Origin of the sequence: Archangium lipolyticum (genome assembly GCF_024623785.1) — a bacterium.
Taxonomy (GTDB): Bacteria; Myxococcota; Myxococcia; order Myxococcales; family Myxococcaceae; genus Archangium; species Archangium lipolyticum.
In genome coordinates, this window is record NZ_JANKBZ010000016.1 from 150,184 (window position 1) to 163,967 (window position 13,784).

The window sequence follows — 13,784 nt, forward strand, 5'->3', positions numbered from 1 at the left end:
GCCCAGCCTTCCCCCCGGAGGGTCGGGCACGCGGGTACATGTGTGAATGCCGCTGGTCCGGCACTCCCTCGTGGATGGAGTGCCGGGCCTCTCTCTTCGGGTCACGAGTACGTCCGTGGCCGGACGAGGGTTCCTCCCCTGGACTGGAAATGTCGGGTGACCTTTGTCTACGCAACGCTTAATGGTCCAACATATTCCAGCCCGGGTATGAGCAATGCTCACTCCCAGTGTGTGACAGCGGACCTCTCGGTCTGTCACACACGGGGGTCGCCGGGGCTTCAGCGCTTGAGGGCCAGCGAGAGCGCGAAGTCCCCCGCGGCGTCCGTCCAGCGCTCCTCCAGCCGCAGCCCCGCCTGGGCCAGCTCCGCCTCCACCTGCTCCAGGCGGAACTTGCAGCTCACCTCCGTGCGCAGCACCTCGCCCTCGGCGAAGTTCACGTACCGCCCCAGTGCCGGGAGCCTCACCGCCTGCGCCCTCGTGGAGATGAGCCGCATCTCCACCCAGCCGTTCTCCTCGTCGAAGGGCGCCAGGTGTTCGAAGGTCTCGGGCTCGAAGTCCGCGCCCAGCTCGCGGTTGAGCACCTTCAGCACGTTGCGGTTGAACTCCGCCGTCACCCCCGCGCTGTCGTTGTACGCCGCGAACAGCCGCTCCCGGTCCTTGAGCAGATCCGTCCCCAGCAGCAGTCCCTCGCCCGGCTCCAGCCCCGCGGCCAGCTCCGCGTAGAAGCGCGCCCGCTCCACCGGCTTCAGGTTGCCGATGGTTCCCCCGAGGAACGCCACCAGCCTCCGGCCTCCCGTCGGCAGCCGCCCCAGGTGCCGCTCGAAGTCCCCCACCACCGCGTGCACGAACAGCCCCGGGTACTCGCCCGCCACCGTCCGCGCCGCCTGTCTCAGGAAGGCCTCGCTCACGTCGAAGGGCACGAAGCGTCTCAGCTTCCCCTCCCGCCTCATCGCGTTGAGCAGCAGCCGCGTCTTCTCGCTGCTCCCGCTGCCCAATTCAATCAGCGTGTCCGCCCCGCTCGCATGGGCGATGTCTCCCGCGTGCGCCACGAGAATCTCCCGCTCGCGCCGCGTGGGGTAGTACTCGGGCAGCCGCGTAATCTCGTCGAAGAGCTGGCTGCCGCGCTCGTCATAGAGCCACTTCGGCGACAGCTCCTTGGGCCGGTCCTCCTCGCACAGCCCCGCCAGTACCTCCAGGTGCAGCGCCCGCCGCGCGTCCCCCGGCCGTACGTGCACCTCCACCCGCACCGGTGAGCGCTCCAGCCCCCACCCCGTCCACGCCATCTCCATGTCTCACCTCGTGCCGCGCGCGCACCGGAAGCCGGCGAAGATCTGCCGCCGGATGGGGTAATCCCAATTGCGGAAGCTGTTGCGCACCGCCACGGGTGCACTCGCCCAGGCTCCGCCCCTCAGGACCCGGTAGTCCGTCCCGAAGAACACCTCTGAATATTCACGGTAGGGAAAGGCGTTGAACCCCACGTAGCCGTCGAACGTGCTGGAGGTCCATTCCCAGACATCGCCCAGCAATCCCCAGACACCGTCCGCGCTCTGCCCCGCCGGGTAGCTGCCCACCGGCGAGGGGCCCCACGTGTCTCCTCCGAGGTTGGCGTGCGCCTCCGAGGGCCGCATGTCGCCCCAGGGGTACGTGCGCGGCCTCCCGTCCGAGCCCACCGCGGCCTTCTCCCACTCGGCCTCGGTGGGCAGACGCTTGCCGGCCCAGCGCGCGTAGGCGTCCGCCTCGTACCAGGACACGTGCTGCACGGGCTCGTCCCGGGGCAGCGGCTCCACGTGGCCGAAGCGCCGCCGCAGCCAGGTGCCGTCCTCTTGCGGCAGCCAGAAGAGCGGGTGGCGGATGCCCTCGGAGGCAATCCACTCGAAGCCCTTGGGCTCCCACCAGCGCGCGTCCGCGTAGCCCCCGGACTCGACGAAGACGAGGTAGTCCCCATTGGTGACGGGGTGCGAGTCCATGAGGAAGTCCGCGACTTCCACCACGTGCGCGGGGCGCTCGTTGTCGTAGGCCCACGGTGCGTCGCTGCCCAGGCGCACCGGGCCGCCGGGGATGAAGACCTCGTACTGCGCGGCGCGGCCGGGGCTCGGGCGGGGACGCGCGGTGGGCCGGTACACGTGGCTCGTCATGAGCTGCAGCGTGGCCGCGAGCGTCTCCAGGTGCTGCTGCTCGTGCTGGGCCACCATGCCGTGGACGAAGCCCCCGCGCAGCAGCGGTGCGTCCGAGTCCTCCGGCAGCCGCTCGAGCCACTCGAGCGAGGCCTCGCGCACGCGCGCGGCGTAGGCGAGGGCGCGCTCCGGTGTCAGCAGTGGCAGCTGGGAGCGCGTGGCGCGCGGGTGGCGGAAGGCGTCATAGAGGGCGTCGAAGGCCGCGTCGGTGAGGGCCGGGGCGCCGAGCGCGCGCAGCAGCCACCGCTCCTCCTGGTTGGCCACGTGGACCACGTCCCAGACGATGGGGGACATGAGGGGTGAGTGCTGGCGGATGAGGGCGTCCTCGGGCAGGCCCTCGAGCATCCGCAGCATGCGCGCGCGCGCCGCGGAGAGCTCGGCGAGCGCCCGGGTCTTCCAGGGACGAGGCTCCTGCTGGCCCGCGTCCCGACGGGCCTCGAGGGTTCTCCGCATGGAGACGCAAGCTAGGGAGCGACCCGTCCCGAGGGGAGTCACCCCGTCCCCGCGCGCGAGCCGCCCGTGAGACACCACACGTCCCGGCGGGCCGGGGCGCCTGGAGGGCAACGGGCCGCGCGGAGCCGGTGGAGGTTGGCGCGTCGTGACGCGGGGTTGCGCTGTCCGGAGGCGGACGGCGCGGCGGCTCAGCGCGTTGGCTCGACCACTTGCGCACTGCCGCCGCCGCGGCGCAGGGGCTCGGCGGCGGCGGTGACGGTGCCATCGGCGTTGAAGCGGATGGCGGTGAGCGCGCCGATGTGGCCCACGTTGGTGAACGCATGACCGAGCGCGCCGAGCGCGTCGGCCTCGGGCGAGTCGATGAAGTCGGGCTCGGCCTGGCTCCTGTGGTCGGGCGAGTTGCGCTGGGACACGCGTGGCGCCGCGAGCGCCTCGGCGATGGGCATGCCGAAGTCCAGGTGGTTGAGGAGCGTCTGGCCCACGGTGGTGATGATGGTGGCGCCGCCGGGGCTGCCGAGCGCGAGCACGGGCACTCCGTCCCTGGACACGATGAGGGGGCTCATGCTGCTGCGGGGCCGCTTGCCGGGGGCGGGCGCGTTGGGGTGGGGCGCGTCCACGGTGGGCGGCAGGTCGAAGTCCGTCACCTCGTTGTTGAGGAGGAAGCCGTAGCCGGGGACGACCATGCCGTTGCCGCCCTCGCTCTCGATGGTGCACGTGTACGAGACGATGTTGCCCGCGGCGTCCGAGGTGGTGAGGTGCGTGGTCTCCTTGTGCTCGGCCTCGAAGGGGAGCGGATTCCCAGGAGCGGCGGCGGAGGTGGAGGCCCGGGACGCGTTGAGCGCCGGGCGCCGCCGGGCGGCGTAGCCGGGCGACACGAGGCCGGCCGCGGGCACGCGGGTGAAGGCGGGGTCCCCCATGAAGGCCTCGCGGTCCGCGAAGGCCAGGCGCGAGGCCTCCAGGTAGCGGTGGAGGAAGTCGGCGCGGGACATGGAGGCTGGTGGGTAGGCCTCGAGCAGGTTGAAGGTGAGCGCGAGCGTGAGGCTTCCGCTGCTGGGGGCGCCCATGCCGTGGAAGGTGTAGCCGCGGTAGGTGCTCGTCACGGGAGGACGGATGAGGGCCTCGTAGCTCGCGAGGTCCTCCAGCCGCATCACACCGGGGCGCACGGGGCGCGAGGCGCCGGGGGTGACGGGCGGCTGGGTGACGGTGGAGACGATGGCCTGGGCGATCTCCCCCCGGTAGAAGACGGGGACACCGCCCTGGGCGACGAGCCGGTAGGTTTTCGCCAGGTCGGGGTTCTTGAAGGTGGAGCCGACGGGCCAGGGCCGTCCATCCGGGCCGAGGAAGAGGGCGGCCGAGCTGGTGAAGTCGCGGAAGCGCGGGGCGTTGTGGCGCGTCTGCTCGAAGAAGGTGGAGTCGACGTCGAAGCCGTGCTCGGCGACGCGGATGGCGGGCTGGAGGACGTCGGCGAGCGAGCGGGTGCCGAAGCGGTGCAGGGCCTCGTCCCAACCCATCAGGGTGCCGGGCACGCCGACGGACAGGCCGCTGGTGACGAGCTCGTCGAAGGCAATGGGGGCGCCGTTCTCGTAGAGGCGCGAGCGCTCGAGGGCCAGGGGCGCCGTCTCGCGGTGGTCCACGGTGACGACGCGCTCGTCCCGGGCGAGGTAGATGACCATGAAGCCGCCGCCGCCGATGCCACAGGAGTAGGGGTCGGTGACGCCGAGCACGCTGGCGGCGGCCACGGCGGCGTCGACGGCATTGCCACCGGAGGCGAGCACCTCGATGGCGGCGGAGGTGGCGCGCGCGTCGACGGTGGCGGCGGCGCCGCCGCGGCCGGTGGCGGTGGGCGAGGGGGCGGGAGAAGGAGCCGGTCTGAGGGCCGGAGCGGTGGCGCAACCGAGACCCAGACACAGCGCGGCACTGGCGGAGAAGAGGTGGCTTCGCATGGAGGCGGAGCGTACCCGGCGGACCGGGGGGCGAGCGGGTGATGCGCACGCCACACGAGCGGCGCGCGGGTGTCGGGTTTCCGGCGGAGCGCCTGGGGGGCGGGTTGTCGGGCCCGGGCGCGTTCATACGTTGGCGCCCCGTGTGTCACGGCGCGGACGTGCCGGACACACGCGGGGGAATTCATGACGAACCCGGTCTGGCCGATTCGCGACGGGACGGGGACGCCGGTGACGCACACCGACGAGAGGGGCCGCGAGGCGGCGCGGGCGATGGCGCGCGCCTTCGCCCGGTGCGGCTTCTCGGAGGACGAGTGGCTGGTGCTCGAGGGGGCGCCGCTGCGCGCCTTCCTGTACGTGGCCCTGGCGGACGGCCCGGTGCACCCGGCGGAGCGCGAGGCCTGCCGGCGGGTACTCGGGGAGGGGCTCCTCTCGCGCAGCCCGCTGGTGGGGCACATCTGCGGCGAGGCCCTGCGCCGGCTGGACGCGCCGGGGTGGGACTTCATCTCGGGGCGGCCGGACCTGGAGCCCCTGCGCCCGGTATGCGAGCGGGTGGCGCGGCGGCTGGGGCTCGGCGAGGCGTCGCGCTTCCAGCACCTGCTGCTCGACGTGGGCCGGCGCGTGGCGAGGGCCTCCAGTGGACTGCTGGGGCTCATGGGCGCGGTGCGCCGGGAGGAGCGGCGCGCGCTGGAGGGCCTCTCCGAGGCGCTGGGGCCCCGCGCGCCATGGAGGTGAGCGCGGGCGAGCGGCTCAGGTGGGCGACTCGCGCGGGCCGAGTCCCCAGGGGCCCCGCGGTTGGGAGTCCTCGAACTCGCGCAGCTCCAGGCCCCGCATCACGTCGTCCTGGGTGAGGGTGCCCACGAGGGCGCCGTCGCGGACGACGGGAAGCTGGGGCAGCCGGCGCTGGCCCATCTCGCGCAGGGCATCCCAGGCGGTGGACTCGGGGGTGAGGGTGGGCACGGGCAGTGCCACCTGCCGCGCGCGCACCCGGGCGCGCTGCTGGGCGGGCACCTGCCGCACGGCCGCCAACGTCACCAGCCCCACCACCGTCCCGTTCTCCAGCACCGGCAGGGCACGCCGGCGCTCGGCCTGCATGCGCGTGACCACCTCCTCCAGCGTGGCGTCCGCTTCCACCGAGGCCATGCGTGCCACCATCAGCTCGCCCACGCGGACCCGGGTGAGCTGCGACTGCATGAGCACCTCGCGCGACTCGCCCTCGGCGCCCATGAAGACGAAGAAGGCGATGAAGAGGAGGAGGAAGTTGCCGCTGAGCAGGCCGAGCACGCCGAAGAGCACGGCGAAGGCCTTGCCGACGAAGCCGGCCACCCGGGTGGCGCGCACGCGGCCGAGCCGGTTGGACAGCAGGGCGCGCAGGACGCGGCCGCCATCCATGGGGAAGGCGGGCAGCAGGTTGAAGAGGCCGAGGAAGACGTTGAGGTAGCCGAGGTAGAAGAAGGCGAAGCGCAGGTTGAAGGAGTGGGCGCCGGCCAGCAGCGCGTACACGGCGAGGAAGAGGAAGCCCAACCCCAGACTGGTGGCGGGGCCGGCGGCGGCCATGAGGGCCTCCTGGCGGGGGCCGTCGGGCATGCGGGTGATGCGCGAGACGCCGCCGATCATCATGAGGGTGATGTCGGAGACCTGGCCGCCCTTGCGCAGGGCGTAGAAGGAGTGGGCCAGCTCGTGCACGAGGACGGAGAGGAAGAGGGCGACGGCGAGTCCCAGGCCCCAGAGGATGGGAGAGCCCATGAGGCGCTCGGGGGGGACGTCGGCGGCGTCGGCGGCGTTGCGGAAGGCCTGACCGAAGAGCCAGGCGAGGAAGGGCAGCACCAGGAGGAAGGTGAAGTGCACCCGGATGGGGATGCCCCGCAGGGTGGCGATTCGGAAGGCTGCGCTCACGAGACACCTCGCTCCGGGCTCCGGGGCCGGAGGACCCCGAGGGGCCCCGGCTCCGAGGGCGCATGACCGTCAGATGTTGGGGCTGGAGGGCTCGGAGATGCCCTCGAGGGCCTCGCCCACCTTGCGCTCGCTGACCTCGCCGGACAGGTCGCCGATGGCGACGATGCCGACGAGCTTCTTGTTGCGGTCCACCACGATGACGCGGCGGATCTGCTTGTCGCGCATGCGCTCGAGCACGCCGTCGACGTCATCGTCGTCGAAGCAGTACTCGATGCCGGGGCTCATCGCGTCGGCGACCTGGGTGGTGTTGGGGTCGCGTCCCAGGGCGATGGCGCGCACGACGATGTCGCGATCGGTAATCATTCCCAGGATTCGCTGGCCGTCACAGACGGGGAGGGGGCCGACGTTGAGGCTGCGCATCTTCTCGGCGGCGTCGCGGAGGGTGTCGTTGGGGTTGATGACCTCCACGTCGCGAGTCATCACTTCATGAATCTTCCTGGCCATGGCCGCTCCTTTGTGGGTGCCGCGGGGCGTCGGACGGGCACCGCTCTCGGGAACCGTGGGGAGCATCCCGGCGAGGGGCAACGCGGCCCGGGCCCGTCACCCCGGGGAGGGAGCGGGAGGGCGAGCCAGGAAGGAGCGTCCGCCCGTGCGCTCCCTCTCCCTCTGGGAGAGGGCCGGGGTGAGGGTCAGTGGCCAGGCGAGCCCGTCAACTGAGCTGCCCACTCTCGACAGTCATCATTCGTCAACACCGGGTCGAAGCGTCCGGAGCGGAGCAACCGCACCAACCGTTCATCCCTGGCGAGGATGTCGGGAATGCCTCGAGGGAAGGTCAGGGCCGCCGAGCCGTAGTCCGCGTAGTCCGGGTGAGCCATCAGGGTCTCCAGGTAGCGCGAATAGGAATCGAAGAGGTGGTCGACATCCGAGGCGATGGGAAGGGCGAAGGGGTCCTCGTAGGGATCGACGCGGACCACGGGCTGGCGGCCCTCGGCGTCCGCGAGTCCGGGGACGGTCGCGTAGTAGTAGGCCATCCCCGGTTCACCTCCGAAGACGAAGAGGGGTACGGGGAGCTGCTCCTGATAGTCGCTCTGCCACTGGCGGTTCTGTGCCTCCAAGTGGTTCACGGTGTCATCGAGTTGGAAGAGCCCCATTCCCGCGACATCCGCGGCGAACATGGCCTTGCCGAAGCGCGCATAGAAGGCCGCGAGCATCGGGTCCAGGGGATGTCCGAGGATTCGCGTTCCCGCGAGTGGGGGCGAGCCTCCCGGAGGAGTGGTCAGCAGGGTGCGCTTCAAGCGCTGACACACCTCCAGCAGTCGTTCCAGTCCGGGCAGGTCCATCTGCTTCATGAATCGTCTCTCTATCGCATGCCCGGAAACAGCTGCCGCGGCTCCTTCAAGGCAGCTTCCCGTGCATCGTCGAGGAGAGGAATCTTGCTGACCTGCCGCGTGACACAACCCGCCAGCAGCGCCACCGTGAGGGCGAGCAGTCGCGAGTCCCGCATGCGGCACCTCTCATGACGGAGCGCACGCAGGCGCGGGAGACGCCGGTGCTCAGGCGGGAGCGACCCACTGTCCCGGAGTGGGGGCATCGCGCCAGACATGGCGGCCGGTGTCGGGGTCCTTGCGGAAGCGCATGAAGTCACCGAGGCCCGTGTCGAGCGCGCGGGCGTCGAGCGCCTCGGCGGCCCTGCCAATCAAATCCAGCACCTCCTCGCCCTCGCCGTGGACGAACAGCTTCACGCGAGGCGTCTGCTCCCAGGGGCCGAGCTCGAAGGTGATGGAGAAGCCGTCACCGTGGAAGATGCCCTCGGCGGGGGTGGGGAAGGAGATGGAGGGGAGGGCCTCTCTCAGCTTGCGGATGACGGATTCTCGCGGACCGAGCACCGGAGGGGACCAGCCCTCGGGGAAGTCTCGCACCGAGTCGAAGCCCGCAGCGCCCATCAAATACACAATCCAGCTCATGCCGCTCATGCCGCACCTCGTGATCCACATCTTCTAAACAACACCTTAAAAGGAGCGTCTGACATTGCCGTGGATCAGCGCGGCTCCCCGCGGCCCCCCACCCCGGATTCACGGGGGAGGTCCAGTCCCCAACGCTCGAACCCGTGAAGGACGCTGGGGGCGCGGAAAAAGCGTCCGGAAAAATCGATTCAAAAAAACGCGGGGCACCACCCATTCAGAGGGGGTCAGCGCCACACAACGGCCAGGCAGCGCCGGGCGGCGGCGGGCACACCCCGTGTCCACCGCCGTCACGGGAGCCGTCTGGCCAACACACGAGGAAGAGACATGAGCATGTTGATTGCACTGGGACTCGCCGCCACCACGACACTCGCGCAGTCCGCGTCCCAGGCGAGCGAGGTGCGGCTGCACATCGAGACGGACTCACCGAAGGTGGAGCTGTACCGGGTGACGTCGGACGGGGTGGGGACGATCTCCACGTTCACGCGCAGCGCGACGGTGGGCATCGTGCATTTCCAGCGCGAGTGCTTCGCGCCCTGCGACGTGACGGTCCCCGAGCCGCGCTCGGACTTCTTCGTGGCGGGCAGGGGAATCACGCCCTCGGAGCGCTTCTCGCTGCTCGGGGTGGGGGAGGACGTCACCCTGAGGGTGAAGCCGGGGAGCACGGTGACGCGGGCGCTCGGGTGGACGTCGACGGTGGTGGGCATCACCGCCCTCTCGCTGGTGGCGGCGATGGTGCTCGTGGATGGCACGTTGGGCAAGCCCGTGCTCGGGGGGCCGATGAACGAGGAGACCACCTGGAAGTTCGCGGCCGCGGGCGGGGGCCTGGCGCTGCTCGGCGGGGGCGTCACGCTGCTGGCCTTCAGTGGCACGGAGGTGGAGGTCCTCCCCACGCCGAAGTCCACCCCCTCGCGGGAGGTGCTGTGATGCGCGCGGCCTTGCTGCTGGGGGTGTGCGGCGTGCTCGCGGGCTGCGGCGGGCCCGGGTCCGAGTGGGTGCGCGCCGACGGCAAGACGACGAACGCGCTCGAGGCGCTCCACGGCACGGGCCCGAAGGATGTCTGGGCGGTGGGGGAGCTCGGGACGATCATCCACTGGAACGGCACGGCCTGGTCCGTGAAGGAGGCGGGGACGAGCGTGGACCTGCACGCGGTGTGGGCGGTGGACCAGGCGAACGCGTGGGCCGTGGGCGAGCAGGGCGTGGTGTTGAAGTGGAACGGGGCGACCTGGTCGCGGGTGGACGTGGGGAGCAAGGAGAGCCTCATCAGTGTGTGGGCCAGCGCTCCGAGCGATGTGTGGGTGGTCGAGGACTCCTACCCGTATGGGGATGGGCTCCTGCACTTCGATGGAAGGGAGTGGAAGCGGCGAGTCTCCAACGCGAGGAGCCAGCCGATGCGCGTGTGGGGCACGGGTCCGAGCGATGTCTGGGTGACCCTGCAGCGCGACGGGGAGTTGATGCACTGGACGGGCGCGAGCTGGAGGACGGAGACCCTGGAGATTGGCTCGTACCCCACCTGTGAGGAGTTGGGAGCGTGGGGAGCCGGGGATCTGCTGGTCCTGTGCGATGTGGCCTACAAGAAGCGGGTGGCGCTCAAGGGCACGGGGGGCTGGAAGCTGCTGCCCATGGACGAAGACACCCTCGATGCCTCGTATGCCTGGAATGGCATCTGGGCCGCGGGGAGCGAGCTGTGGGCGGTGGGCAATTACGGGAGGGTCCATCGCTTCGACGGGAAGGCGTGGACGGAGGAGCTGGGTGAGGATCTGGACCTGCCTGACCTGAACGACGTGTGGGGCTCGAGCGGGGCGGATGTGTGGGCGGTGGGGGACGAGGGGCTGGTGATACGGAGGGCCTCGGCCGCGTCGCCTTGAGGAGGAGCGCGTGGTTTAACGCCGCGCATGGATGTGTTCGTGCGGTGCGCGGTGTTGCTGCTGTTGGCCAGTGGTACGGCGTGGGCCGGGCCGCGCCCCGAGTCGCGTTGGGGGTTGCGCTGGAACGCCGCGCCCGGGTGCATCCAGGCGGCGCCGTTGGCGAGGGCGGTGGAGGGGCGGCTCGGGCGCACGGTGTTCGGACCCGAGCCGGAGTTCCTCGTCGATGGCGTGCTGGAGAGGGGGACGCCGTCGGGGTGGAAGGCGAAGCTGTCGCTGGTGGACGCGAGCGGCAACGTGCTCGGCAGCCGCGAGGTGTCCACGAAGGAGGAGGCGTGCACGGCCATCGAGCCGCGCCTGCTGCTGGTCATCGCGCTGATGATCGACCCATCGGCGGCGTTCTCCTCGCCCGCGAGCCCGCCGCCGCCGCCCCCGCCGCCGGAGCCGGAGCCGGAGCCGGTGACTCCGGAGCCCGGGCCTCGTGAGCCAGAGGCGCCGGGCGCCGGGGTCCGCGAGCCCGAGCCCCGGGAGTGGAGGGACGCGCCGGTGGAGCGGAGGAGGGGGCCCGCGGTGAGCGTGGCGGTGACGGGGGTGGCGGGCCTGGGCTTCGGGGTGGCGCCGGGGCTGGCGAGCGGGTTCTGGTTCGGGGCGCGGGAGGGGACGTGGCTGTTGCGGTTCGCCTTCTACCCGTACGAGCCCTACGAGAAGGACGGAGGCCGGCTGTCGCTGTCGAGCGTGGTGGCCGAGGGCGGGATGTGCCCGGTGTCGGTGAGCGGCGAGGTGTGGAGCGTGTGGGGCTGTGGCACGGCGGCGTTCGCGCCGGTGCTGGCCTACAGCACGGGGTTCCAGCAGGGCCGGGGCGCGGTGCTGGTGCGGGGGGACGTGGGAGTGCGCGCCCGGCTGGAGAGGAGGCTGGCGGGGAGGATGAGCCTCCACGCGAGCCTCGGAGCGGGGTTCGGCTGGCTGCGTCCGCCGGTGCGCCTGCTCAAGCCGGACGGTACGGCCGAGGACGTGGCAATCGGATGGCCGGTGAGGGCGGAGGTGGACGTGGGGGTGACGTTTCCCGGTTCCTGAGAGCCGACGCGAGGGGCGGTGCGCGCTCCGCACGGATGTTGGGAGGATGGACTAGAGTGGCGGTGTTCGTCCCACCGCGATGGCACTTCCGCAACTGGCACCGGCACCGACGGCGGGGCCGCCCCTTCCGAGCTTCCAGCAGGTCTACGCCGAGTGTGCGCCGTTCGTCTGGCGCACGCTGAGGCGGCTGGGCGTGAGGGAGGCGGACCTGGAGGACGTGTGCCAGGAGGCGTTCGTGGTGGTGCACCGGAGGCTGCCGGAGTTCGACGGGAGCGCGGCGCTGCGCACGTGGCTGTTCGGCATCAGCCTGAGGGTGGCGTCGGACTACCGGAGGAGGGCGCACATCCGGCGGGAGACGGCGGTGTCGGAGGTGCCGGAGGGGACGCTGCCGCCGGAGCAGGTGGAGGTGGTGGCGAGGAGGCAGGCCCGGGCGCTGCTGGAGCGGATCCTCGAGGAGCTGGACGAGGACAAGCGGGCGGTGTTCGTGCTGTTCGAGCTGGAGCAGTGGCCGATGGCGGAGGTGGCGCAGGCGGTGGGGTGTCCGCTGCAGACGGCGTACGCGAGGCTGTACGCGGCGCGGGAGCGGGTGAAGGAGGCGGTGGCGAGGGCGAGAGGAGGCGAGTCATGAGGGAGCGCGAGCCCGTGCGGCTGTTGGAGGAAGGCTCCGAGGCCACGCCGGAGCTGCGCGAGCTGCTCGGTGCGGCGAGCCTGGACGAGCCCTCGGCGGAGCAACTGGCGGGGCTGGCGGGGAAGCTGGGGCCGTTGCTGGGGCCCGCGGGGGGAGCGGCGACGGCGGGAGCGGCGACGGGCACGGCGGCGCCGGCCGCGTCGGGTGGGCTCGCCTCGGTGGGGGCGACGGGGCTGAAGCTCAAGGTGCTCGTGGGAGTGGCCGGGATGGCGCTCGCGGGAGTCAGCTTCCAGGCGGGCCGCGACTTCGAGCGCGAGCACCCCCGCGCGCCTCGGGTGGAGCGGGAGGTCTCCGCACCGGCACCCGCTCCGAGCGCCACGCCAGCGCCGGAGCCTGTCGAGACGCCCGTGGCCCCGAGCCCGGAGACGATCGCCGCGCCGATGCCGGAGCCTGTCGAGATGCCCGTGGCCCCGAGCGCGAAGACGAGCGCCGTGCCGGCCCCGCGCGTGTCGCGCCCGAGAGCCGCCGGGACACCCGCGCCCGCCGCGGCCGGGGAGCGTGCGTCGGCGGACGAGGAACTGACGCTGCTCGAGTCGGCGTACCAGGCGCTTCAGCGGGGAGACGCGGCGGAGGCGCTCGCCGAGGCGGATCGGCACGCGGAGCGCTTTCCGGCGGGAGCACTCGCGCAGGAGCGGGAGGTGCTCGCCATCGACGCGCTGGTGAGGATGGGCCGGCGAGCGGAGGCGGGGACGCGCGCGGAGGCCTTCCGGAAGCGCTACCCGACGTCCACGCATGGGGTGCGCATCCAGAACCTGCTCTCGGGAGCGAGGCCCTGAGCCGGGGTGGCTGACGACGCGAGCTGAACACTTCGCGGGGGCGGAGTGAATGCGCGAGGGGGGCGGGCGGTAGCGTGGTGGAGAGGAGCCCGTCTCGGCCGGTACAGCGAAGGAGCGCGCGCATGGCGACGTACGTCCTGGTGCATGGAGCCTTCTACGGGGGTTGGTGTTGGAGGCACGTGCGAGGCCTGCTGAGGGAGGCGGGCCACGAGGTGTTCACGCCGACGCTGACGGGGGCGGGGGAGCGCATCCACCTGCTGACGAGGGAGGTGGGGCTGGCCACGCACATCCAGGACGTGGCGAACGTGCTGGAGTACGAGGACCTGAGGGAGGTGGTGTTGGTGGGGCAGAGCTACGGGGGAATGGTCATCACGGGGGTGGCGGACCTGATGCCGGAGAGACTGCGGCACCTGGTGTACCTGGACGCGCACCTGCCGGAGAGCGGGCAGGCGGCGAGCGGGGCATTCGCGGAGGGGACGAGCGAGGTGTTGAACGCGCGGGCGAGGGCGGAGGGGGAGGCGTGGCTGCTGCCGCCGTTGCCGCTGGGGGCGATGGGGGTGACGCGGGAGGAGGACGTGGCGTGGGCGGGACCGCGCCGGGTGCCGCATCCGCTGCGCACGCTCGACGAGCCGCTGCACCTGGAGCGGGGCCGGAGCGCGGTGCCGTGCACGTACGTGCGTTGCACGCGGCGCGAGGGACTCATTGGGGCCTTCGGGACGGATCCGCTCGCGCCCTTCGCGCGGAAGGCGCGGGAGTGGGGCCTGCGCTTCCGGGAGCTGGATGCGGGCCACGACGCGATGGTGGCGGAGCCGGAGCGCACCGCCAGGTTGCTGCTCGAGCTGCTGACCGAGGGCTGAGCGGGCCGGAAGACGGTTCGAGACGGAATGGTTCACGTCCACGGGCATTTGGGAAGTTGAGAAACGAGGTGGATGACTTTCCTGGTTTGCAGGTGAATAC

The 13,784-nt window shown here is 71.7% G+C and carries 15 protein-coding genes; 7 read left to right on the forward strand and 8 right to left on the reverse strand.

The genetic code is table 11. The features are described from left to right. Positions 1 to 278: 278 nt before the first annotated feature. The 3 genes from egtD to ggt all read right to left on the reverse strand — a co-directional run bounded on the left by egtD (position 279) and on the right by ggt (position 4,570). Entirely contained in the window at positions 279 to 1,289 is a 1,011-nt protein-coding gene (gene egtD, locus NR810_RS30250) for an L-histidine N(alpha)-methyltransferase (RefSeq protein ID WP_257457827.1), read from the reverse strand. Positions 1,290 to 1,292: 3 nt separating this feature from the next. Beyond that, positions 1,293 to 2,627, reverse strand: coding sequence for an ergothioneine biosynthesis protein EgtB (gene egtB, locus NR810_RS30255; protein WP_257457829.1), 1,335 nt, complete (start codon positions 2,625 to 2,627; stop codon positions 1,293 to 1,295). A 188-nt stretch (positions 2,628 to 2,815) separates the two neighbouring features. Then, a complete protein-coding gene (gene ggt / locus NR810_RS30260) occupies positions 2,816 to 4,570 on the reverse strand; it encodes a gamma-glutamyltransferase (RefSeq protein WP_257457830.1) in 1,755 nt (584 codons plus the stop codon). 183 nt (positions 4,571 to 4,753) lie between these two features. Here ggt and NR810_RS30265 point away from each other — a divergent pair, with 183 nt between their 5' ends. After that, a complete protein-coding gene (locus tag NR810_RS30265) occupies positions 4,754 to 5,302 on the forward strand; it encodes a hypothetical protein (RefSeq protein WP_257457832.1) in 549 nt (182 codons plus the stop codon). 15 nt (positions 5,303 to 5,317) lie between these two features. Here NR810_RS30265 and NR810_RS30270 read toward each other — a convergent pair whose 3' ends face one another. From NR810_RS30270 to NR810_RS30290, 5 genes are all read right to left on the reverse strand, one after another. Beyond that, entirely contained in the window at positions 5,318 to 6,463 is a 1,146-nt protein-coding gene (locus NR810_RS30270) for a site-2 protease family protein (RefSeq protein ID WP_257457833.1), read from the reverse strand. A gap of 69 nt (positions 6,464 to 6,532) precedes the next feature. Further along, complete coding sequence (locus NR810_RS30275) at positions 6,533 to 6,967, reverse strand: CBS domain-containing protein (protein WP_257457834.1); 435 nt, start codon at positions 6,965 to 6,967, stop codon at positions 6,533 to 6,535. A 185-nt stretch (positions 6,968 to 7,152) separates the two neighbouring features. Beyond that, a complete protein-coding gene (locus tag NR810_RS30280; RefSeq protein WP_257457835.1) occupies positions 7,153 to 7,812 on the reverse strand; it encodes a hypothetical protein in 660 nt (219 codons plus the stop codon). A gap of 11 nt (positions 7,813 to 7,823) precedes the next feature. Beyond that, the gene (locus NR810_RS30285; RefSeq protein WP_257457836.1) at positions 7,824 to 7,967 is read right to left on the reverse strand and encodes a hypothetical protein; all 144 of its coding nucleotides are present in this window, start codon (positions 7,965 to 7,967) and stop codon (positions 7,824 to 7,826) included. A gap of 49 nt (positions 7,968 to 8,016) precedes the next feature. Then, entirely contained in the window at positions 8,017 to 8,436 is a 420-nt protein-coding gene (locus NR810_RS30290) for a hypothetical protein (RefSeq protein ID WP_257457837.1), read from the reverse strand. Positions 8,437 to 8,751: 315 nt separating this feature from the next. On the opposite strand from NR810_RS30290, the gene NR810_RS30295 reads away from it, so the two are divergent. The 6 genes from NR810_RS30295 to NR810_RS30320 all read left to right on the forward strand — a co-directional run bounded on the left by NR810_RS30295 (position 8,752) and on the right by NR810_RS30320 (position 13,684). Continuing rightward, positions 8,752 to 9,351 carry a hypothetical protein gene (locus NR810_RS30295; RefSeq protein ID WP_257457839.1) on the forward strand — a complete coding sequence of 200 codons (600 nt, stop codon included), beginning with the start codon at positions 8,752 to 8,754 and terminating at the stop codon, positions 9,349 to 9,351. Further along, on the forward strand, positions 9,351 to 10,292 hold the full coding sequence (locus NR810_RS30300; RefSeq protein ID WP_257457841.1) for a WD40/YVTN/BNR-like repeat-containing protein: 942 nt from the start codon (positions 9,351 to 9,353) through the stop codon (positions 10,290 to 10,292). Before NR810_RS30295 ends, NR810_RS30300 begins: the two co-directional genes overlap by 1 nt. A gap of 27 nt (positions 10,293 to 10,319) precedes the next feature. Further along, positions 10,320 to 11,363: a hypothetical protein gene (locus tag NR810_RS30305; RefSeq protein WP_257457842.1), complete on the forward strand. Its 1,044-nt coding sequence runs from the start codon at positions 10,320 to 10,322 to the stop codon at positions 11,361 to 11,363. Between the two features lie 79 nt (positions 11,364 to 11,442). Beyond that, positions 11,443 to 11,991 carry an RNA polymerase sigma factor gene (locus NR810_RS30310; protein WP_257457844.1) on the forward strand — a complete coding sequence of 183 codons (549 nt, stop codon included), beginning with the start codon at positions 11,443 to 11,445 and terminating at the stop codon, positions 11,989 to 11,991. Further along, a complete protein-coding gene (locus NR810_RS30315; protein WP_257457845.1) occupies positions 11,988 to 12,827 on the forward strand; it encodes a hypothetical protein in 840 nt (279 codons plus the stop codon). The genes NR810_RS30310 and NR810_RS30315 overlap by 4 nt, the downstream gene beginning before the upstream one ends. 122 nt (positions 12,828 to 12,949) lie before the next feature. Further along, positions 12,950 to 13,684, forward strand: a complete 735-nt coding sequence (locus NR810_RS30320; protein ID WP_257457846.1) for an alpha/beta fold hydrolase — start codon at positions 12,950 to 12,952, stop codon at positions 13,682 to 13,684. Positions 13,685 to 13,784: the final 100 nt, after the last annotated feature.

Bases quoted from the DNA above. Each gene is read 5' to 3' on its own strand.
- egtD (WP_257457827.1), bottom strand. From the start codon at position 1,289: ATGGAGATGGCGTGGACGGGGTGGGGGCTGGAGCGCTCACCGGTGCGG.
- egtB (WP_257457829.1), bottom strand. From the start codon at position 2,627: ATGCGGAGAACCCTCGAGGCCCGTCGGGACGCGGGCCAGCAGGAGCCT.
- ggt (WP_257457830.1), bottom strand. From the start codon at position 4,570: ATGCGAAGCCACCTCTTCTCCGCCAGTGCCGCGCTGTGTCTGGGTCTC.
- NR810_RS30265 (WP_257457832.1), top strand. From the start codon at position 4,754: ATGACGAACCCGGTCTGGCCGATTCGCGACGGGACGGGGACGCCGGTG.
- NR810_RS30275 (WP_257457834.1), bottom strand. From the start codon at position 6,967: ATGGCCAGGAAGATTCATGAAGTGATGACTCGCGACGTGGAGGTCATC.
- NR810_RS30280 (WP_257457835.1), bottom strand. From the start codon at position 7,812: ATGAAGCAGATGGACCTGCCCGGACTGGAACGACTGCTGGAGGTGTGT.
- NR810_RS30285 (WP_257457836.1), bottom strand. From the start codon at position 7,967: ATGCGGGACTCGCGACTGCTCGCCCTCACGGTGGCGCTGCTGGCGGGT.
- NR810_RS30290 (WP_257457837.1), bottom strand. From the start codon at position 8,436: ATGAGCGGCATGAGCTGGATTGTGTATTTGATGGGCGCTGCGGGCTTC.
- NR810_RS30295 (WP_257457839.1), top strand. From the start codon at position 8,752: ATGAGCATGTTGATTGCACTGGGACTCGCCGCCACCACGACACTCGCG.
- NR810_RS30300 (WP_257457841.1), top strand. From the start codon at position 9,351: ATGCGCGCGGCCTTGCTGCTGGGGGTGTGCGGCGTGCTCGCGGGCTGC.
- NR810_RS30305 (WP_257457842.1), top strand. From the start codon at position 10,320: ATGGATGTGTTCGTGCGGTGCGCGGTGTTGCTGCTGTTGGCCAGTGGT.
- NR810_RS30310 (WP_257457844.1), top strand. From the start codon at position 11,443: ATGGCACTTCCGCAACTGGCACCGGCACCGACGGCGGGGCCGCCCCTT.
- NR810_RS30315 (WP_257457845.1), top strand. From the start codon at position 11,988: ATGAGGGAGCGCGAGCCCGTGCGGCTGTTGGAGGAAGGCTCCGAGGCC.
- NR810_RS30320 (WP_257457846.1), top strand. From the start codon at position 12,950: ATGGCGACGTACGTCCTGGTGCATGGAGCCTTCTACGGGGGTTGGTGT.